Annotated in this window: 20 protein-coding genes and 3 tRNA genes; 11 read left to right on the top strand and 12 right to left on the bottom strand. The window is 43.2% G+C overall.

The features are described 5' to 3' along the window. Positions 1–214 (top strand): 4-alpha-glucanotransferase (locus tag ACEYJ7_RS08615; RefSeq protein ID WP_373778673.1); only part of this gene is annotated, 214 nt, incomplete at its 5' end. Between the two features lie 85 nt (positions 215–299). On the opposite strand, the gene recB is transcribed toward ACEYJ7_RS08615, so the two are convergent. Beyond that, on the bottom strand, positions 300–3,893 hold the full coding sequence (gene recB, locus ACEYJ7_RS08620; RefSeq protein ID WP_373778692.1) for an exodeoxyribonuclease V subunit beta: 3,594 nt from the start codon (positions 3,891–3,893) through the stop codon (positions 300–302). 125 nt (positions 3,894–4,018) lie between these two features. On the opposite strand from recB, the gene rep reads away from it, so the two are divergent. After that, the gene (gene rep / locus ACEYJ7_RS08625) at positions 4,019–6,040 is read left to right on the top strand and encodes a DNA helicase Rep (protein ID WP_373778674.1); all 2,022 of its coding nucleotides are present in this window, start codon (positions 4,019–4,021) and stop codon (positions 6,038–6,040) included. A gap of 107 nt (positions 6,041–6,147) precedes the next feature. Here the strand turns inward: rep and tehB are convergent, their stop codons facing one another. The 6 genes from tehB to ACEYJ7_RS08655 form a co-directional block, all read right to left on the bottom strand. Beyond that, a complete protein-coding gene (tehB, locus tag ACEYJ7_RS08630) occupies positions 6,148–7,014 on the bottom strand; it encodes an SAM-dependent methyltransferase TehB (protein ID WP_373778675.1) in 867 nt (288 codons plus the stop codon). Between the two features lie 109 nt (positions 7,015–7,123). Continuing rightward, positions 7,124–7,609, bottom strand: coding sequence for a 4-hydroxyphenylacetate 3-monooxygenase, reductase component (gene hpaC / locus ACEYJ7_RS08635; protein WP_373778676.1), 486 nt, complete (start codon positions 7,607–7,609; stop codon positions 7,124–7,126). Positions 7,610–7,614: 5 nt separating this feature from the next. After that, positions 7,615–7,929 carry an HI1450 family dsDNA-mimic protein gene (locus tag ACEYJ7_RS08640; protein ID WP_373778677.1) on the bottom strand — a complete coding sequence of 105 codons (315 nt, stop codon included), beginning with the start codon at positions 7,927–7,929 and terminating at the stop codon, positions 7,615–7,617. A 9-nt stretch (positions 7,930–7,938) separates the two neighbouring features. Then, positions 7,939–8,289 carry a DsrE/DsrF/TusD sulfur relay family protein gene (locus tag ACEYJ7_RS08645; protein WP_373778678.1) on the bottom strand — a complete coding sequence of 117 codons (351 nt, stop codon included), beginning with the start codon at positions 8,287–8,289 and terminating at the stop codon, positions 7,939–7,941. A gap of 73 nt (positions 8,290–8,362) precedes the next feature. Continuing rightward, positions 8,363–9,673 (bottom strand): NCS2 family permease, encoded by a 1,311-nt coding sequence (locus ACEYJ7_RS08650; RefSeq protein ID WP_373778679.1) that lies wholly within the window; start codon positions 9,671–9,673, stop codon positions 8,363–8,365. A 22-nt stretch (positions 9,674–9,695) separates the two neighbouring features. Beyond that, positions 9,696–10,682, bottom strand: a complete 987-nt coding sequence (locus ACEYJ7_RS08655; RefSeq protein WP_373778680.1) for an oxidoreductase — start codon at positions 10,680–10,682, stop codon at positions 9,696–9,698. A gap of 71 nt (positions 10,683–10,753) precedes the next feature. Between ACEYJ7_RS08655 and ybaK the strand changes: the two genes are divergently transcribed. From ybaK to ACEYJ7_RS08700, 9 genes are all read left to right on the top strand, one after another. After that, complete coding sequence (gene ybaK / locus ACEYJ7_RS08660; RefSeq protein WP_373778681.1) at positions 10,754–11,227, top strand: Cys-tRNA(Pro)/Cys-tRNA(Cys) deacylase YbaK; 474 nt, start codon at positions 10,754–10,756, stop codon at positions 11,225–11,227. 171 nt (positions 11,228–11,398) lie between these two features. After that, entirely contained in the window at positions 11,399–11,671 is a 273-nt protein-coding gene (gene ybfE, locus ACEYJ7_RS08665; RefSeq protein ID WP_373778682.1) for a LexA regulated protein, read from the top strand. A 28-nt stretch (positions 11,672–11,699) separates the two neighbouring features. Continuing rightward, entirely contained in the window at positions 11,700–12,224 is a 525-nt protein-coding gene (gene fldA, locus ACEYJ7_RS08670; protein WP_373778683.1) for a flavodoxin FldA, read from the top strand. A gap of 19 nt (positions 12,225–12,243) precedes the next feature. After that, entirely contained in the window at positions 12,244–12,693 is a 450-nt protein-coding gene (gene fur / locus ACEYJ7_RS08675) for a ferric iron uptake transcriptional regulator (protein WP_373778684.1), read from the top strand. Positions 12,694–12,809: 116 nt separating this feature from the next. Next, entirely contained in the window at positions 12,810–15,479 is a 2,670-nt protein-coding gene (locus ACEYJ7_RS08680) for an MlaD family protein (protein WP_373778685.1), read from the top strand. Between the two features lie 48 nt (positions 15,480–15,527). Beyond that, positions 15,528–16,043, top strand: a complete 516-nt coding sequence (gene luxS / locus ACEYJ7_RS08685) for an S-ribosylhomocysteine lyase (RefSeq protein ID WP_373778686.1) — start codon at positions 15,528–15,530, stop codon at positions 16,041–16,043. A gap of 11 nt (positions 16,044–16,054) precedes the next feature. Further along, complete coding sequence (locus tag ACEYJ7_RS08690) at positions 16,055–17,902, top strand: ABC transporter ATP-binding protein (RefSeq protein WP_373778687.1); 1,848 nt, start codon at positions 16,055–16,057, stop codon at positions 17,900–17,902. A gap of 181 nt (positions 17,903–18,083) precedes the next feature. After that, positions 18,084–19,511, top strand: a complete 1,428-nt coding sequence (gene mltF / locus ACEYJ7_RS08695; protein ID WP_373778688.1) for a membrane-bound lytic murein transglycosylase MltF — start codon at positions 18,084–18,086, stop codon at positions 19,509–19,511. Between the two features lie 26 nt (positions 19,512–19,537). Continuing rightward, positions 19,538–19,678, top strand: a complete 141-nt coding sequence (locus ACEYJ7_RS08700; protein ID WP_373778690.1) for a hypothetical protein — start codon at positions 19,538–19,540, stop codon at positions 19,676–19,678. Positions 19,679–19,849: 171 nt separating this feature from the next. Here the strand turns inward: ACEYJ7_RS08700 and ACEYJ7_RS08705 are convergent. From ACEYJ7_RS08705 to serB, 5 genes are all read right to left on the bottom strand, one after another. Further along, positions 19,850–19,926, bottom strand: a tRNA-Arg gene (locus ACEYJ7_RS08705). Positions 19,927–19,994: 68 nt separating this feature from the next. Further along, positions 19,995–20,071: transfer RNA gene (locus tag ACEYJ7_RS08710), tRNA-Arg, on the bottom strand. 13 nt (positions 20,072–20,084) lie between these two features. After that, positions 20,085–20,179 (bottom strand) — tRNA-Ser (locus tag ACEYJ7_RS08715). A 225-nt stretch (positions 20,180–20,404) separates the two neighbouring features. Beyond that, positions 20,405–20,896, bottom strand: a complete 492-nt coding sequence (locus tag ACEYJ7_RS08720; protein WP_373767040.1) for a YajQ family cyclic di-GMP-binding protein — start codon at positions 20,894–20,896, stop codon at positions 20,405–20,407. 1 nt (position 20,897) lies between these two features. Beyond that, positions 20,898–21,506: phosphoserine phosphatase SerB (gene serB, locus ACEYJ7_RS08725; protein ID WP_373778691.1), on the bottom strand; the 609-nt coding region annotated here is incomplete at its 5' end.

Genomic DNA, 21,506 nt, shown 5'->3' on the forward strand with positions numbered 1-21,506 from the left:
TCAATTACAAAGTTATGTGGCGGATACGAACAGTGTACTATTCGGCTCCCAACCGGAAGATTGGTTGAATATGTTAGAACCGGTGAATATTCCCGGTACCAGTACCGAATATCCGAACTGGCGTCGCAAGTTGAGTACGACGGTTGAAAATATCTTCGCCGAACCGGCTATTCAGGCATTATTGGACGGGATTGAACGTAAGAGAAAAGGATAATTGTTCCTGCAATCAAGACGAGAGCAATCACAAAACGAGGGTAAGTTTATTACCCTCGAGTAATTGAATCGTTATATCAAATAACCTACCCAAACAACCTGTCCATTTCTTCGATCAATTCCACGTTCGGCTTATCAAAGAACACGCCGCTATGATCGGTGCCATTCATTCCACGAAGAAACAAGTATGCTACGCCACCAAAATCGCGTTCATAGCAGTAGCTTTCCCCTAGACGGGATTTTAAATAGCGGTGTACCGCAAGTGTGTAAAGTAAATATTGGAAATCATAACGGTATTGCACCATGGTTTTGGTTAAATTATCCGAGGCATAATCCTGCGGCAGATAGCCCAAAAAGTTAGATTTATAATCCAACACATAATATTTATCGCCGACTTGAGTAATACAATCGACAAAGCCACGCACAAAACCTTCTAATTGGTTAAGCTGCAAATCCGGTATCCATTTTGCCAATTTGCTCTGTTTTTTCAACAACCCGTTAAGCTGTGGCAATGCTTTCGGATTAGATAAACGCAAATAGAATTGCCACTCGTTTAAACGCCGGCACGTTTGAAGATCTTTTAATGCAAAAGGCGTTTCACCAAAACGCGTACTGACCGCTTGTTCCAGCCATTGCTGCACCGGTAGCAGCCACTCTTCGTCTAAATCGAGTTGATCGCACAAATTTTGTACGCGCTCTAAGCTGGGAGGCTGGGCGAAATCCCACTGTTCAAACAATTTATGTAACAAATTACCGACTTTCGTACTATGCGGGAATTGGTAAGGACTGTAAGGGTTCGGATCTTCTTCCACCTCGCTCAACAGTAAGCTTTCATTGAGGCGATCATAATCTTGTGCCTCGTCACCGAAACTCACAAGCGGTACGTTTGGCTGCGAATTTTGCAAACGCTCGTTCTGAGCTTGAAGTGATGTAAAACTGGTAATCTGACCGTCGTTGGGGATCGTACCGTTAAAAATAGATGCACTCACTTGTGGCTGCGGTTTAAGGCTTGGACGCCAATGATCCGTATCAATTTCGTCCGATAAAACCGTGACTTCGGCAAAAATCCCTTTTTGTTTCAATAATTCTGCCGTCACGCCATCCGTTTTCGCCGATAAACCGATTTCACCGTTACTCAACAAATAATGAAAAGCTGCCCAACCTTTTTTAAACTCGGCAGGCAACACAATATTTAGCTGATATTTAGCACGTGTCAGTGCGACATATAACAGACGTAAATCTTCCGAAAATTCCGCTTTATCAATCCACATTTTAATTTCGTCCGATTGTGAACTGAAATCCCAAAGCGCTTCGCTGTTTTCACCCTGATCACGATGATAAATCACCATCGCCCGACTTTTAGCGGCGTTACTCGCTTTACCGGCAAAAGGCAGCCACACAATCGGATATTCCAAGCCTTTGGAACCATGAATCGTCACCACTTTCACCAAACCGGCTTCACTTTCTAAACGCTGTTTCTGTTCGTCCGACTGCCCGTTCGGATTATTCAGTTGCTGTTTATACCAACGCAACAATGCCGATTCGTTTTCGAGATTCGGCATCGCATTTTGCAGCAATTCCGCCAAATGAAGTAAATCAGTGATACGCCGTTCGGCATAAGGTCTGCCATTAATGCGTTGAATAATTCCCTTCTGCACAAAAATTTGGTGCAGCATCGGCAAAATCCCTTGTTGTTGCCATACTTGCTGATAATGAACAAAACAATCAACCCACTTATCCCATTCGTTTTCGTCCTGTTTGAGCTGAAAAATCTGTTCGGCAGTGAATCCCCACAAATAGGAACCCAGTGCGGCAAGTAAACTGCGTTGATGGTAAGGATATAAACAAGCGCGCAATACAAATTGCAAATCTTGCGCCTCTTGGGTTTGATAGACACTGTTGCGTTCAGAAAAAAATACCGATTGAATACCACATTTCAATAGTGCGTTACGGATTAAATTTGCCTGAGTGTGGCTGCGCACCAACACGGTGATATCCTGCGCTGCAAGCGGTCGGTTTTCGCCATTTTTTTGCAAAAAAAATGCGCCTTGTTCCGCCTGTTTAAGCTGCTGTTGAATTTGGTAAGCACACTGTTTCGCCGCCTGTTTTTCATCAAATTCTGCCTGCAAAAAAAATCGATTATGCGTAGCACCAAATAACGTTTCTCCGTTTTCACCGGCACTGACAGCTTGAAATGCGATCCCTTCATACAAAAACGGGCTGATTTTTGCCTCATTCGGGAAACTAAACAGCCGGTTAGTGCATTCCACCACTTGTGGCAGAGAGCGCCAATTGCGGTTTAACGTTGCTTTTTCATTTACATGATTCGCTGCCGCCAAATAGGTGAAAATATCGGCGCCACGGAATTTATAGATCGACTGTTTCGGGTCGCCAATCATGATAAAACCTTGCTCTTCGGGCTGTCCCTGCATAAAAATCCGACTGAAAATCTCGTACTGTTCTTGGTTGGTATCCTGAAATTCATCAATCATCGCAAAAGGAAATAAATTGCGAATCTTTTCCGCCAGTTTTTCCCCTTGGCCGCCTTGTAATGCTTGGTGCAAAAAACTCAACATATCACCGAAACTTTTTTCTCGGTGAGTCATTTTATAATGAGATAACCTTTCGCGCAGGCGGGTCAAAAAACGAAACAGTAAAAGCGGCTTCGCTTTACCTTCAAATTGTTGTTGGTAAGCGGTCAGAAAGGATTGATTTTTTGCAAAATAGTCATGTTCCAGCGGTTGGGCGCCCTCTTCTGCTTTATCGTTCAAAAAAGCCTGACTGAAACGCGAAAAACTGTTACTCGGCAGAATATGTTGTGAGTGATTCGCCCACTGATTCAACTCTTCAATCCAACCGTTCAGCCAACGTTGCTGATAGGCTTTGCGGCTCAGAGATTTTTTCACTCCACTTTTGTAGTTTTTATTTAGTTCCGCTTGAATCAGGGCGATCATTTCGTCACCATGCGCCCGCCAATGAGATTTGGCGTCGGCAACCAAGGTCGACAAACCGTGAAAAAAGTCATCGGGATTGCGGGTCAACCATTGCTGCGCTTTTGTCAGTGGCGGTTGCGGACCGTATAAATAAGTTTTAACTGACTCTAAAGCACCTTGCGGAGAGTGCAACTGCTCGGCGACAATTCTCGTTTGTTCGAGATTCATCGGATAAAACAATTCACGCCAAGTTTCTTCACTCAACCGGGTCAACAACTCACTTTCGTCAGGCTGTAAATCAATATCAAAACGCACGCCGGAATCAAAAGCAAATTGAAACAGCATTTTTTGGCAAAAGCTGTCGATAGTAAAAATTGCGGCAAGATCGATCTCTTTTTCCGCCATTCTTAAACGTAACAACGCTTCGGAGAGATTCGGTTTTATTTGTTGATATAAACCGAACAAAAAAGGATCTTCCGCCAATTCTTGGCTTTTTCCCGAATGGTATTGGCTAAACAGCATGGCAACTTTAGCTAATTTTTCCCGAATACGATCGCGCAGCTCTTGTGTGGCGGCTTTGGTGAAGGTCACGACCAAAATCTGCTCGACCATCAACGGACGACAACCTACGCCCAGCAATAAACGTAAATAGAGATTCACCATCGTGTAGGTTTTCCCCGTGCCGGCGGAAGCTTCAATCAGTACGGATTGATTTAGCGGAAGTGAGAGCGGATCAAGCGGTTTCATATCGGTTTCGGTTAACATCATCAATGAACGAATTTTATCATCCAAAACAACAAGCGGTCAGTTTTATTCGACAATTTGCAAAAAATCTCTAAAATCTCACCGCTTGTAAGAATAGGAAAAACAGAATGAAGCTCAACCCTCAACAACAAGCTGCGGTGGAATATGTCAATGGTGCGTGCTTAGTATTAGCCGGCGCAGGCTCGGGGAAAACCCGGGTTATTATCAATAAAATCGCCCATTTGATTGCACACTGCGGTTATTCACCGAAACAAATTGCTGCCGTGACGTTTACAAATAAAGCTGCGCGCGAAATGCGCGAGCGTGTCGCACATTCGATCGGCAAAGAAAGCAGTAAAGGGCTGACGATTTCGACTTTCCACACACTCGGATTTGAAATTCTCAAACGCGAGCATAAACTGCTCGGCTATAAATCGGGCATGACACTGTTCGACGAACACGACCAAATCGCACTGCTCAAACACCTACTACCGGAAAACGTTACGGAAGATAAAGACTTACTCAAGCTGCTGATTTCTGCTATTTCCAATTGGAAAAACGACTTGCTGTTGCCGGAACACGTCATCGGCAGAACCGTGACTGATCGCGAGCGCGTGTTTTCACATTTTTATCAACAATATCAAAATCAGCTCAAAGCCTACAATGCATTGGATTTTGATGATTTAATTATGTTGCCGACCTTACTGTTTCAGCAATTTCCCGACGCGAAAGCCCGTTGGCAGGAGAAGATTCGCTATCTGCTGGTTGATGAATATCAGGATACCAACACAAGCCAATACGAGCTGATCAAATTGTTGGTCGGCAGCCACGGTAACTTTACCGTGGTGGGCGACGACGACCAGTCCATCTATTCTTGGCGAGGAGCGAAACCGGAAAATATGGGGCGATTGCGTAATGATTTTCCGACACTGAAAGTGATTAAGCTTGAACAAAATTACCGTTCCAGTCAGCGGATTTTACATTGTGCCAATATTCTAATTGACAATAACGATCACCTGTTTGAAAAACGGCTGTTTTCTCAGCTCGGTGAAGGCGAAAAGTTGAATGTGATTGAAGCCAAAAACGAAGAACACGAGGCAGAACGCATTGTCGGTGAACTGATTGCCCACCGCTATTTGAATAAAACTCAATATAAGGATTATGCGATTCTTTATCGAGGCAATCACCAATCGCGTTTGTTGGAAAAACTGTTAGTACAAAACCGTATTCCGTATAAAATTTCAGGCGGAAGCTCATTTTTTGCCAAAGCGGAAATTAAAGATATGTTGGCTTATCTGCGTTTGTTGGTGAATCAGGATGACGATGCCGCATTTTTACGAATCGTTAATACGCCAAAGCGGGAAATCGGCGCCTCCACATTGGAAAAACTCGGGCAGTTAGCGAATGAACGGCAGATTAGCTTATTTGAGGCGATTTTTGATTTCGAATTAATTCAACGTCTCACCGCCCGTCCTTATCAGGCATTACAAGATTTTGCCCGTTGGATAGTGGAACTGTCCGACCAAGCGATTCGCGCCGAACCGACGGATGCAGTGAAGGCAATGCTTGCTAAAATTCAATATGAAACTTATCTGTATGAGACCGCGAGTACGCCGAAAGCAGCAGAAATGCAAAGCCGTAACGTGCAAACACTGTTCGGATGGGTAGAAGGTATGTTAGAAGGCGATGAGCTGAATGAGCCGATGAGTTTGTCACAAGTGGTGACAAATCTGACGTTGAGAGATATGTTGGAACGCAGTGAAAACGATGATGAGAACGACCAAGTGCAACTGATGACGCTGCACGCGTCCAAAGGTTTGGAATTCCCGCACGTGTTTTTGATCGGCATGGAAGAAGGCATTTTACCGCACCAAACCAGTATTGATGAAGATAATGTTGAGGAAGAACGTCGCCTTGCTTATGTCGGTATTACTCGTGCGCAACAGACTCTGACTTTCTCGCTCTGTAAAGAACGCCGCCAATACGGTGAAATAATGAATCCGGAAGTCAGCCGTTTTCTATTGGAACTGCCACAGGACGATCTATTGTGGGAGCGTGATAAACCACCAATGAGCGAGCAACAGAAGCAGGCTAAAGTCACGGATAATATTGCCAATTTAAAAGCAATGCTGCTGGCGAATAAAAAATGATATGTTCGAGCGATGACAAGCGGTCGGTTTTAGCCGGTTTTTTGCAAAAAATCAGCCGAAACGCACCGCTTGCCATTGCGAGTAAAACGCTCGTTACATAGAAAAAGTTACGCTATTTTCTTCGCTAACATCGTAGCAAAACGTAGTTGAATGCGGTTGCCGTTTTCATCGGTTTTGTGTAGATGCCCTAAATCTTCATTATATTTCACCAATTCCCAACCTTGATAATACTGCTTTAATTCCCCTTCTTTAAAGGTGAAAGAAAACGGCATAGGGCAAGGATAATCAGCGGTGCTCATCGCACTGACAATCAGATTATAACCGCCGACTTTGGTGCTTTTTTGCATATTGTCGATGATTGCCGGAATGCGATCACGATTTAAAAACATCATCACGACCGTTGAAATAATCAGATCAAATTCGCCCGCCACTTGAGCTTGGTTAATGTCGTAAACTGCCGTATGAATGTTGCTTATCCCCTCTTTTTCAATCATATAATTGAGAAAATGAATGCTCTCTTCATTATGATCCAAAGCCGTGACATCAAAACCGAGTAAATTCATATACAACGCATTACGCCCGCGCCCGCAGCCTAAATCTAAGACTTTTCCTCCCGTTTGAAGATATTTCACTGTATTTAATACTTCCGAATGGGTAGTGGTAAGATTATATTTTTTGGCGTAGTAATCCTCCGGCTTACAATAAAAACCGAGCTGACATTCCAAATCGTCGGTTAAAGCTTCTACTTTGTGCCAGACTTGCGGCTCAACAAAAGGGCTTTGGTTATCGGCATCAAAAACCGCTTCACTCACCACATCACCTTCTTCGGTTAATTCATAATATTTGATCGCGCCTTTTAAAACCGTCAATTTTGCCCAAGTGCCGACTTTGGTATTGTGCTTTTCCTGAAACATTTGCGGTAACGAATCTTTGGTCCAAACCGGCATCTGTTTGTAGAGCATTAAATCTTGCATGGTTTCCTCCGTTATTATTTTGTTGATAATAAGATCTTAGCGCGTTATTTTTCGCAGGCAATAAAAAACCGACTAAAATAGTCGGTCTTTAGAATTAGGTTGATTTCAATCAAATCTCCACGGCATTAAATTGTCTAGCGAAATAAATTAAACCTGCCTTTGGCTCCACCTGAATATCAGACAAACGCACGATAAAAATTGAATGCGTCCCCACAATATGGCTGTCGATAATCTCGCCTTCCAAATTTGCTACCGCATCGCGTAATAAAATCTGCTGCGTTTCACTTTCGTCCCAAATATCCCATTCGAAACGTTCGTCCATTGTGCTGTCCAACATTGCGGCAAAATGCTTTGCCAGTTCTTGTTGCTCTGCATTCAAAATATTGATACAAACTTTGCCGTTTTGTTTGATGATATCATGTAGTTCACTACTTTGATTGACGCAAAAAAGTACGGTCGCCGGACTATCGGATACCGAGCAAACTGAAGAAACCGTCATACCGACCGTCCCCGCCTCTCCGTTACTGGTGACGACACTGACTGCCGAACAGAGGTGCGCCATTGCATCACGAAACTGTTGAGATAAATCCAACATTTGCGTTACTCCTTCCAAATCACGTGATATTCGCGATTTTCTGCTTCATGTGAAATTAAGAAACGAGCAAAAACATCGTCGATCTCATCGTTATCGTTGTATAAACTCACCCAAACTTCTACAAAAGCCTCCGGGTCAATTAATGTGCCGATTTCTTCATCCCAGTTATCACCAGTATCGACCACTTCTACTCCGCCGCGATCCTCAAATTGCAAATTAAACAACAGAATATCGGCAGGATCGAGATTCTCCGGTGCCATTTCCAAGAAAATATCATAGGCAATATCAATTGCCTCATCGGGAGTTAATTTTGTGGTCATGTGTTGTCCTTAAAAAGTGAGTACTTTATCCGCATCGATTGTCCAATCGGCAAGTTCGGCAAGAGTGCTGATAGTGACACCGTCAGCAAGAGGTAAATCGCTGATTCCGCGTGCATTGGCACAGCTTTTGCATATTCTCACTTCCGCCCCTTGCGACGTCAGAATTTCAATTATCTGCTGTGCGTGGTAGCTTTCTGCCGGATTCTGTTTAGGCAAACCGGCAACAACCGCATCGGACATTAAAAACAGGCGGATATGAGCTTGATGTTGTTCTTGTAACTGTAATGCAAGACGTAAACCGCTGAAGAAAGTCTCATTGCCGTAAGGGGCAGCGTTGATAATAAACAGTAACTTTTGCATAGTGTCCTCCTACAAGGAAAATAACAAGGTTTTAGATAATATAACTTTTCACTGGCATTTTCCTCTCTTTCTCTCAAAGAAGGAAAAGTTTATCTACCCATACAAACTTAACAATAAATAGCAACGAAACGACTGCCACCGGTGCATTGACTTCTTTATAACGACCGGTACAGATTTTCATCATACAGTAGCTGATAAAGCCAAAAGCAATCCCCTCGGTAATAGAGTAGGTAAACGGCATCATTACCGTCGTGATAAATGCCGGCGTAGCTTCGGTTAAATCGTCCCATTTTACTTCAATCAAACTTGATGCCATCAAAATTCCGACAAACACCAGTGCGCCGGCTGTTGCGTAAGACGGCACGAGATTTGCTAAGGGTGAGAAGAAAATAGTTAATAAGAATAGTATTCCCACGACAACCGCCGTTAAACCGGTTCGACCGCCGACCGAGACACCGGAACCACTTTCAATGTAGGTACTAATTGCCGAAGTTCCCATATAAGAACCTGCCATTGCACTCACGCTGTCGACATACAGAGCCTGTTTCATTCTTGGGAAACGCCCTTTTTCATCGGTAATACCGGCTTTGTTCGTGACTGCAATTAACGTACCTGAAGAGTCAAACAAATTCACCAACATAAAGGAAAAAATGATCCCTAACAACGCCTTATCCAGCGCTCCTGCAACATCAACTTGTCCGACAACGGCTTCAAGGCTCGGCGGGGTTGAAATAAAGCCGTGGAATTTCACATTCGGGTCAAAAGCAAGCGCCAAAGCCGTAATGACGACGATTGAGATCAATACACCGGAATGAATTCTTTTGGCGGCTAACACAACAATAATGAAGAAACCTAAAATCCCCATTAATACTTTCGGATCGTGTAAATCGCCAAGAGCAACCAACGTTTCCGGATTTGCAACAACCAGTCCCATATTCTTAAAACCGATCAAGGCAATAAATAAGCCGATTCCTGCACCGATGCCGACACGTAATCCCAGAGGAATCGCCGACATAAACCAGTAACGCACTTGTAACACGGTCAAAATAAACAAACAGACAGAGCCCCAAAAAATTGTCCCCATTCCCGTTTGCCACGAATAGCCGAGTTTCTGCACCACAACATAGGCAAAAAAGGCGTTCAATCCCATTGCCGGTGCAAGTGCAATCGGAAGATTACTGAATAACCCCATTGCGATAGTGCCCAAAGCCGCAATTAAGCAGGTCGTGACAAACACAACTTGGGTATCCATTCCCGCCACACCGAGAATAGACGGATTAACGAATACAATATAAACCATCGTAAAGAAGGTGGTAATACCCGCGACAATTTCCGTTTTGACATTACTGCCTTTCTGTTTGATTTGAAAAAGTTTCTCTAACATTTTGATACTCTGATTATGCAAATTAATATTCCAGCACTTCTTTCAGTAACTCCACCGCTAAAAAGGCAAGACTGAAGCGTTGTTCGTCGGCGACCGTCCAAAACTGTAAAGCGTTTTCATTTTTAGCCAATAACTGACTGATTTGTAATGCATTATTTTCTTCATTTTCACCGTTTTTCACCGGTGTAACTACCGTAGACTCATTGAATTGAACCCACTGTTGCTGTTGCCACTGCGCACTGATTGCCGTTGCATCAAGCTGATATTCGGATTGCACACTCACCATTTGCGCTACACCGTAGAATACCGGCACTTGTACCGAATGGAAGGTGATACAAGCGGTCAGATTCGGCAAAACTTTTGCAAATTGTAATTCAAACGTACGGGAAAACGGTAGATTAGCCTCATCGCCTTGCACATTTGCCGGCACACTATCAAATGCCACGCGCGGTTTTTCATCATCTAACGGAATGCCGTTTAACAGCTGTGCGGTTTGCCCCGCCAATTCGCGCACTTTTTCATCACCAAAATAGGCAGAAGGTAATAATGAAGTGACAAAGATTTGGCTCATCGGCTGCGTTAACAACGGCTTTAACGCTATTGCCAACTGGCTAATTTGCGGATTGGCGAGGGCAACGATATTACGTTCACGCACATTGGCAACCGCTTCATTATTCACACTCGGCACCACAACCGGCACATTACCGATTAACGCCGTAATACCGTATAAATCTAAAATAATACAGCCTGCTTGCACAGCTTGCGCCAGCAGCTCGGCATTTACCATTTTGCCGGCAAACAGCACATGGCTGAACTGCGACCAATCCACATCATTAAGTTCAATTTGTTCCACCGCTTTGGCACCGAAACGTAATGAATGCTCTTCGCCAAAACTTTCCAATTTAACAGCGCTGATGCGTCCGATCTGAAGATCAGCTGCCTCTAACGCATCTAATAATTTTTCTGCCAACAAAAAATCGGCGGCAATCGCCAAATGAATGTTTGCCATTCTGAAAATCTCCCGTCAAAATAAAGGCTGAATTCTACTCTTATTTCCCTGTTTTGGCGAAAGGAAAAACAATGACACCCGCAATCAATCTACTCAAAAAGCAAAAAATTCCGTTTCAGCTTCACCCCTACGAACACGATCCGAACAACCATAACTTCGGGCAAGAAGCCGTCGAAAAACTTAAGCTAAACCCGGCTCAAGTATTTAAAACACTATTGGTGGCAGAAAACGGCGACCAAAAAAAGTTAGCGGTAATGGTGGTGCCGGTAGCGAATCAGCTAAATTTAAAGCGTGCGGCACAAGCGCTAGGCGTTAAAAAAGTTGAAATGGCAGATAAAGAGATTGCACAGAAAACCACCGGATACCTGTTAGGCGGTATCAGCCCTTTGGGACAAAAAAAGCGTCTAACGACGGTGATCGATCTTACCGCCCGACAATTTTCCTCGATCTTTGTTTCCGGAGGCAAACGCGGTTTGGATATTGAACTGTCACCGCGAGATTTGGCCCAACTGCTTGATGCAAATTTCGCCGATATTCAGGAATAACAAGCGGTCTGTTTTGCGTTAAAATTTACAAAAACATATCTGAGTAATACGTTGCAGCGATGTACGCCACCATTTCCAACATTTCGAGATTATGATATAGTGCGCAACTTAATAGTTAGCGTCTCATTCTCATTTAAGGGAATGAATTTATAGCCCACCAAAATTGAAAAAATGGCAAAACAAGATTCAGATTGTATTACGTTAGATCTGTTCGCAACCATGCCAAAAGTTGGGCGGCCGCGTACCAATCCGTTAACTCGCGCGCAACAAGTCCGAATCAATAAACGCAATCAATTAAAACGTGATCGCTCATCGGGTTTAAAACGGGTCGAATTAAAATTACATGCGGATTTAGTGCAAGCATTGGAGTATGAGGCGACCCTGAAAGGGTTATCTCGCGGACAGTTAATCGAAATAATTTTAAATGAGTATATCAATTCCTAACGAATTGATTTAATAATAGGTAATTCAAATGGCAGTTGTTGGTTTATTTTACGGTTCCGATACCGGAAACACGGAAAACATCTCTAAAATGATTCAAAAACAACTAGGCGCAAATCTGGTTGATATTCGGGATATTGCAAAAAGCACAAAAGAAGATATCGAAGCATACGACTTCTTATTAATCGGCATCCCGACTTGGTATTACGGTGAATCTCAAGCGGATTGGGATGACTTTATGCCAACCTTAAAAGAAATTGATTTCACCGGTAAAATCGTCGGTATTTTCGGCTGCGGCGACCAAGAAGATTATGCAGAATATTTCTGTGATGCAATGGGTACCGTGCGCGATATTATTGAACCGAACGGAGGAACCATTGTCGGCTTGTGGCCAACCGAAGGCTATCATTTTGAAGCTTCGCAAGCGCTTGTTGATGATGATACGTTTATCGGTTTATGTATCGACGAAGATCGCCAACCGGAATTAACCGAAGAGCGTGTAAACCGTTGGTGTAAACAGATTTTTGATGAAATGTACTTAGCCGAACTAGCCTAATATAGTGACGGAGGAAATAATGACTGAAGAAAATATCAAATTACTCAAAAAAGTCGGTCTGAAAGTAACGGAACCGCGTTTGACTATTTTAGAACTCATGCAACAAACCCGTGAACAGATGCAACATTTTTCCGCAGAAGATATTTATAAACTGCTGTTGGAGAAACATTCTGAAATCGGCTTAGCCACGGTATACCGCGTTTTAAACCAATTTGAAGAAGTGGGCATCCTCACCCGTCACAACTTTGATGCCAATAAAGCCGTTTATGAGCTAAACTTCAATCACCAACACGACCATATTATCTGTATGGACTGCGGAAAAGTGTTTGAATTTAAAGATTCCGAGATTGAGCGTCGCCAACGCGAAATCAGCGAACAACACGGTATCGAGCTTGCTAACCATAGCCTTTATCTTTATGGTAAATGCAGCAATGTCACAAAATGCGATGAAAAAGACAAAGAAAAATAATTTTTCTTTTTCAAAGGTTTGCTCCAACCATAACATCTAAACTTATAAGCGGTGAGATTTTGCAAAATTTTTGCATAATCGCACCGCTTGTATGTATTTAACATTATCGAAATATTATGTCAGAGAACACGTTAGAAACCCTTCCAGCCAAAGTGCGTCAACCGAGAAAAATTTCGCCTTTTTGGTTATTGCCGATCGTCGCCTTTGCTGTCGGCTGCTTACTGTTTTTCCAAATTCTTCGAGAACAAGGAGAAAGTATCACTATTCGTTTTAATGAAGGTGACGGCATTACCGCCGGCAAAACGGCGATTCGCTATCAAGGCTTACAAATCGGGCAAGTCAAGAAAGTGTATTTTGTCGATGATCTCAAACAAGTTGAAGTCGAAGCGGAAATTAATCCCGAAGCAAAATCGGTATTAAAAGAAGGAACAAAGTTTTGGCTGGTTAAGCCAAGTGCCTCATTAGCCGGTGTATCCGGATTAGATGCGCTGGTTTCGGGTAACTATATTACCCTTTTACCGGAGGAAGGCGACAGGAAAAGCCAATATAACTTTATTGCCGAAGATGATGCACCGGCAGTTTCTGCCACCGACGGTGATTTGTTGATTCGCTTGGTTGCAAATGACTTAGGCTCGATTACTGTGGGTGCCAGTGTTTATTTCCGTAAAGTTCCGGTGGGCAGTATCGCCGACTACCGTTTCACTACGGATCAGAAAAAAATAGAAATCGACGTAATCATTGATAAAAAGTACGCCAATTTAGTCAAAAAAGATAGCCATTTTTGGAATATCAGCGGTATTTCTGTCGATGCAGGACTTACCAGCGGTTTAAATATTTCCGTCGATAGTCTTGCTTCTATCGTGCAAGGAGCCGTTGCATTTGATTCTCCTGATGATTCCGAGGTCGCAGATCAAGGGCAAGCATTTGATTTATACGACAGTTTAAAATCAGCCCAACGCGGAACGACGGTGAAAGTCACGATACCGGCAGTTGCGAACTTAAAAATTAATGAAACACCGGTTTATTATCAGAATATTCAAGTCGGTGTGCTATCCAGCTTACAAATGACACCAATCGTAGCTGACGGAGAGCAACTTAATAACGATGACAGTCAGCAGACCTTTACCGGTACTTTGTTAATCGATCCGAATCATGCCGATTTACTTCGTACCGGTTCGCAAATTTTATTAAAAGAGCCGCGCTTTAATCTCAACAAAGAGCAGATCAGTAAAATCGGTGAATTATTCCGTGGTATTTTCTTTGATATTGAAAAAGGCAGCGGCGAACCCAAGTACGAGTTCGAGGTATATAAAGAGTCCGATTATTTACTCTCCCGCCCGAATATTTTGGCGATTAATTTGACGTCACCACAATCTTATGGTGTTGAACAAGGTCAGGGAATTTACTATAACGATATTCAAATCGGTGAAATTCTAAAACGCGATATTAGTCTGGATAACGTAAAATTTCAGGCAATTATTTTCCCGTCGTATCGCCATTTAGTGAGCGGAGACAGTAAATTTGTCGCTATTTCTAATGTAGATGTATCTGTCGGATTGGACGGAGTACGTGTTCACGCCGGTTCACCAAGCGATTGGCTAAAAGGCGGTATCCGTATTATCGAAGGTAAAGCCGGCAGTACACCTAAAACCACTTATCCGCTTTATAAAGATATGGATAATGCTGAAGCAGGTATTACGACCACAGAAAAAAAGGCGACATTAACATTGTCGGCCACGGAACTATCCGGAATTGATCGTGGTTCTGTGGTGTTATATCGTGATTTTCAAATCGGTGAAGTGCTAAATGTTCAACCGCAAAAAAACAAATTTGAGGTCAATCTTTATATTGATCCGAAATATCGCCATTTATTGAGCGACACCAGCCGTTTTTGGATTGAACCTGCAATGCAAGTCAATCTCTCCGCCAGCGGACTGAACGTTCAGGCTTCCCCATTAATGCGCACATTGAAAGGAGCGATCAGTGTTGATAATAATGGCTCAAAAAGTGACAAAACGTTATATGCAAGTTATTCAAAGGCGACATCAGGCAACACGTATATCACTTTAATCGCAAAAGATGCCTCTAAACTCAGCAAAGGTATGCCGATAAAATACATGGGTTTAACAGTTGGTAGCATAGAATCTTTGCAGTTGGATAATGCAAAAAAACAGATCAAAGCCACCGCTTACATTGAGGGGCAATACTTTCCTATCGTGGCGAGAACCGGCAGTAAATTTAGTGCGATTTCGCCCGAAGTCAATACGACCGGTTTCAAAAATCTAGATGCGGCATTACAAAACTATATCAATGTTGATGCCGGTAACGGTGAGCGTAAAACCCAATTCCAAATCGGTGATACGGATACAGTACAAACTCAATACGGTAGCGGCTTTCCTATTATTCTTGAAACCAGTGATGCCGACGGAATTACCCCTCAAGCACCGGTTATGTATCGAGGTATGCAGGTCGGTATCGTTCAACGGTTGAGTTTAAGCGAACTGGGCGATCGCGTACAAATTCACTTAGCTATTAATAACCAATACAAACATTTAGTACGCAAAAACAGCGAATTCTGGGCATCCACAGGCTACACGATGGATATCAGTTTAAGCGGAGTCAGTATGAATTCCGGCAGTATGTCACAATTACTCAACGGAGGAATCAGTTTCTCTACGCCTTCGGGTAAAGTCGTTCAACCACAAGCCGACGCCAACCAACGTTTTCGCCTGCAACGTAAAATACCTGAAGGCGCACGGACTTGGGATCAAGGGATAAGTGAGTAACGAATAACGGACAATTGTCCACTAATTAAATTTTTATGGAGTTTCAAAATGCCTTTATTAGATAGCTTTAAAGTTGACCATACTAAAATGAACGCCCCTGCTGTACGTGTGGCGAAAACGATGACCACGCCAAAGGGCGACACCATTACCGTCTTTGATTTACGCTTTGTGCGTCCTAATGTGGAGATTTTATCGCCACGTGGCATTCACACGATGGAACATTTATTTGCAGGCTTTATGCGTGATCACTTAAACAGCGAAACCGTTGAAATTATTGATATTTCACCGATGGGTTGTCGCACAGGGTTTTATATGTCATTAATTGGCTCTCCATCTGCAGAAGCGGTAGCAAAAGCGTGGGAAGCCTCAATGCGTGATGCGTTAGAAAAAGTGCCCGATGAGAGCAAAATCCCAGAGTTAAACGAGTTCCAATGTGGTTCATATAAAGAACATTCCCTTGCTGATGCTCACGAAATCGCACGCAATGTGTTAAAACAGCCGATTGGCGTTAATCGTAACGAAGATTTGGCGTTAAATGAGAAATTGTTAAATCCGTCACTGTAATAAGGAAATTTGTGTTAAATAAACTCTTTACTTGGTTTGAAAACCGTATTAACCCCTATCCTGAAGATGCACCGAATACGCCGAGAGCGAAAGTCATTCCTTTTATTTTTGAAAGTACCAAAGGAATGCGGAGCTATTTTGTGGCGTTGATCGTGTTTGTGGCGTTCATAGGGATTATTGAAGGCATTCTGTTTCAATATATGGGCGAGTTGGTGGATTGGGTGAATACCTATTCGGTTCAACAGCTGTGGCAAGAGAAAGGTATGTCGCTGATCTTAATGCTGATTGTGGCATTAATGAGCGTGGTGTTTGTCTATCTTGGCAGTGCAGTGCGGTTTCAATCTTTGCAAGGGGTTTTTCCGATGCGATTGCGGTGGAATTTCCACCGCTTGATGCTCGGGCAAAGTATGAGTTTTTATCAGGACGAATTTGCTGGGCGAGTGTCGGCAAAGGTAATGCAGACAGCCTTAGCGGTGCGAGATGTACTGATGACCTGTGTGGATATGTTGGTCTATGTAATTGTCTATTTGACCACCACCAGCGTGATTTTAATCCAACTTGATGGCTGGCTGTTTGTGCCATTCATTATTTGGGTGGTGAGCTTAGTGGCGATTATTCGGCTGTATGTGCCGAAGCTAGCTCAAGCGGCACAAGAGCAATCGGACGCTCGCAGTTTGATGACAGGGCGAATTACCGACGCTTACTCCAACATTGCCACGGTAAAACTGTTCTCACACGGTAATCGAGAGTCTCGTTATGCCAAAGAGTCGATGGAAGAATTTATGGTCACGGTGCACAAACAGATGCGTTTAGTGACAACGATTGAGACCTTGACTTACTTTAACAGTATTGCCCTGATTACCATTACCGCTGGCATTGGCTTGTGGCTTTGGTCGCTAGGCGATGTAACGGCTGGAGCGATTGCCACTTCTACGGCGTTAGCGTTACGCATTAAAGGGCTATCGCAGTGGATTATGTGGGAATTTGCCCGCCTATTTGAGAATTTGGGGACGGTGCAAGATGGTATGGAAACCTTATCTAAACCGAAAACTATTGTGGATAAAAGCGATGCTAAACCACTTACCGTCACGCAAGGGGAAATTCGTTTCAATAAGGTGGATTTTGCCTATACCGAGAAAAAACCGTTGCTCAAAGGTTTTGATTTACATATCAAAGCAGGAGAAAAAGTGGGCTTGGTTGGTCGCAGTGGGGCAGGAAAATCGACCCTGACAAATCTCTTGCTACGCTTTTACGATGTGCAAAAGGGGTCTGTTGAAATTGACGGACAGAACATTTGTGAAGTCACTCAAGAAAGCTTACGTTCACAAATCGGCTTAGTGACACAAGATACTTCCTTGCTCCACCGTTCTGTGCGTGAAAACTTGATGTACGGTCGCCCGACTGCAACAGAGGAAGAGATGATACGTGCCGTAGAGCGTGCTTCGGCGGCGGATTTTATTCCTTATCTAACCGATGCTAAAGGCAGAACAGGCTACGATGCTCACGTCGGTGAGCGTGGAGTGAAACTCTCTGGCGGACAGCGTCAGCGGATTGCCATTGCTCGAGTTATGCTCAAAGATGCCCCGATTCTATTGCTAGATGAAGCAACCAGTGCGTTGGATTCGGAAGTAGAAGTCGCCATTCAAGAGAACTTGACCGAATTAATGGAAGGTAAAACCGTCGTGGCTATCGCCCACCGCCTCTCCACCATTATGGCAATGGATCGTTTGATTGTGTTAGACAAAGGTGAAATTGTTGAACAAGGCAGCCACGAAGAATTGCTTGCACTTAACGGTGTTTATGCGAAATTATGGGCGCATCAAAGCGGCGGGTTCTTGCAGGAAGAAGTTGAGCTATAAGCCCCAACAACAAGCGGTCAGTTTCAGCATAAAATTTGCAAAAAATAGGGAATAAATGACCGCTTGTATATCCGATTAAATACAGGACGCTCTACGCGTCCTTTTTAATATCCATTTTGAATTCAATTAAAGTTTGCTACACTCTATAAATTGTTATTTCTGAAAGAAAGAGAGAAACACAGTGAAAGGTTTGGCTATTCGCTTGATTATTGGCGTTGCACTACTGCTTTGGGCTTTAGACATGGTATTTCCATGGCAAAAAGCAATGTTAGCGGAAGAGAACCGCTATACCCAAATCCAGCAACGCAAAATGCTCAAAGTCGGCATGATCAACCATCCGCTTTCCTATTATGTAGGTGCGGACGGCACCGCCGGTATTGAATATGACTTAGCTAAAGCGTTTTCAGACTATATTGGTGTCGGGCTTGAAGTTAAACCTTACGATAATAGTGAACAGTTGTTTGACGCCCTTAGAAATAATGAGGTTGACTTAGTTGCCGCAGGTTTGCTCTTCCAACCGGAGCAAGCAGAAGAATTCCAAATCGGAGCCAGTTACTATTCTGCCTCGTGGCAGGTTGTGTATAAAAAAGGAACGCAACGTCCGTATAAAATCGACGATTTGAAAAGCGAGTTAATGATACCGGCAGGTACTGCTGTACTGCCTGTTTTGCAGAATATGCAAGTCCAAAACCCCAAACTCAAATGGCAAATTACCGATAAATTCACTCAAGAAGAATTGCTGCTTCAAGTCGCTGACGGCAAAATCCCTTACACCGTTGCTGCTTCAATTGATGTTTCCGCCGCACAACACATTAAACCCAATATTGCGGTCGGTTTTGATTTAACCGATGAAGTTCCTGTTGTATGGTATCTACAAAATAACGCTTATAGTGAGTTACAAGCCGCCGTATTGGACTTTTTAAACCAAGCCAACGAAACCGGTTTGATTTCTCGTATTGAAGAAAAGTATTTCAACTATTTAGAACGTTTCGATTATGTAGACACCCAAAGCTACTTAAAAGCGATTGAAACGGTGCTCCCCAAATATCAAGCGTTATTTGAAAAATATCGCGGCAATTTAGAATGGCAGATGTTAGCGGCAATTGCTTATCAAGAATCTCATTGGGATCCGAATGCAACCTCTCCGACCGGCGTACGCGGAATGATGATGCTCACCAGAGAGACCGCCGAACGAATGAATATTGATGATCGAACCGACACCGAGCAAAGTATTAAAGCCGGTTCGGAATATTTGCATTTGTTAATCAATCAATTACCACAAACTATTGCGGAAGAAGATCGCATTTGGTTCGGACTCGCCGCCTATAATATGGGTTTAGGACATTTACTCGATGTTCGCCGTTTAACCAAACAGCTTGGAGGCAATCCGGACAACTGGTTAGATGTGAAAAAGAACTTACCGTTACTGGCGGAAAAACGTTACTATAGTAACTTGAAGTATGGCTATGCGCGCGGATTTGAAGCGTTCCAATATGTTGAGAATATCCGCCGTTATTACAACAGCATTCTGAATCATCAACGGGTTAAAGAACAAGCCGCACAAGCTGCTTCAGAAGCGTCACAAACACCGATAATGCCTTCGGAATAGCAGATACTCATCAAAAAGGAAACGATATGTTAAGAAAACGCCGATTAAAGCAAAAAGTAAAGCGACTCAGTAGCAATAAATTTCGTCGAATGTTACACATTCATAAACTCAAACGCCGAATTAAAGAGAGACAACGAGTCGGTTTTATGATGTGGCGGGCAGAATAAAGCGCCAAAAAGCAAGCGGTTGTATATTTGTAAATTATCAGCAAAAACAGACCGCTTGTTTTATATAAAATTTAGAAATATTGGGCATAGTAGACAAAATATTGAGGCATTCAATAAAATATATAAAACCGGAAAATATAAGTGGAAAGATAAAAGAAATTCAGAATTGAATGGCGCACCCGAGAGGATTCGAACCTCTGACCGCTCGGTTCGTAGCCGAGTACTCTATCCAGCTGAGCTACGGGTGCGTATTTGAAAAGAAATTGTGTTATTTAATTTATCCGCGACCATGTTATTCCGATAGGTAGAAATAAAATGGCGCACCCGAGAGGATTCGAACCTCTGACCGCTCGGTTCGTAGCCGAGTACTCTATCCAGCTGAGCTACGGGTGCGTGATAAAGTAAATGGCGGTGAGAGAGGGATTCGAACCCTCGATGGAGCTTTTTAACCCCATACTCCCTTAGCAGGGGAGCGCCTTCAGCCTGCTCGGCCATCTCACCACTCACTGTGTCTGTGGGCGTGCATGATACTAGGATATAAAAATATGTCAAACTCTTTTTCAAAAAAACGACGCATTTGGCTAGTTCCTAGGCAAAACGATGATTTTTACAACTTTTTAAAATAAACATCATAAATATCATAGAGTTAGCATATTTCCCCAAAACAAACGCCACAAAAAGGCGATCCCCGTTCGGATATCATCTTTTTGCTCTTTTTTCAATCAACTAGTCGCGAAAATTATTAAATTGGAACGGTTGTCCCAAATCGGCGCCTTTCACTAATTGAATCACCGCTTGCAAATCATCTCTCGATTTCCCGGTCACGCGCACTTGTTCGCCTTGAATCTGAGTTTGCACCTTAATTTTAGACTCTTTAATCAATTTTGTGATTTTCTTCGCCATCTCGGTTTCAATGCCTTGCTTTAACTTCACTTCTTTACTGTAAAGTTTACCGTGATGCTCACTTTCCGTCGGAATATCAAGCGAAGTGCTATCAATATCACGTTTAATGCATGCACCGATTAAAATCTCGATTAATTGTTCCAATTGGAAATCCGATTCGGTCGTGACTTTAATCGTTTCATTTTTTTCATTTAATTCGATAACCGCTTCCACACCACGAAAATCATATCGGGTACTGAGAACGCGATTGGCGTTTTCCACCGCATTACGGACTTCGTGTAGGGTAATTTCAGATACAATATCAAAAGACGGCATACTATTTTCCTCTTACTTGGTTAAATAAATTTTTCGCATTTAATAATAAAACTAATGCGCTTAAATCCCCGAAGTTTACGACATATTCGGCTTGTTCCTGCACCTTAGGTTTGGCATGTAACGCCACGCCTAAGCTTGCCGCCGCCAACATCGGCAAATCGTTTGCACCATCACCGACGGCAACCCATTGACATTGCGGAATCTGAAAGTTTTCACCCAAACGCCGTAAGGTTTCGGCTTTATATTTTGCATCAACCACTTTTCCCAACACATTGCCGGTTAATTTGCCGTCGATAATTTCCAACCGATTGGATACGGCAAAATCCAGCGCATGCTTTTCTTTTAGATAGTCTGCAAAATAATCAAACCCGCCCGACGCGATCGCCAGTTTCCAACCGTGTTGCTTCAAAATAGCCACCATTCGCTCGAAACCGTCCATTAGCGGTAGGTTTTCCCGTACTTTTTGCAAAATACCTTCAGGGGCATTTTTAAGGGTGCCGACACGTTTGCGCAAACTTTGTTCAAAATCCAACTCGCCACGCATTGCACTGGCAGTAATTGCCGAGACCATGTCGCCCGTTCCCGCCAGTTTGGCGATTTCATCAATACA

This window comes from Glaesserella sp. (assembly GCF_041814905.1).
In the GTDB taxonomy this organism is placed as follows: Bacteria; Pseudomonadota; Gammaproteobacteria; order Enterobacterales; family Pasteurellaceae; genus Glaesserella.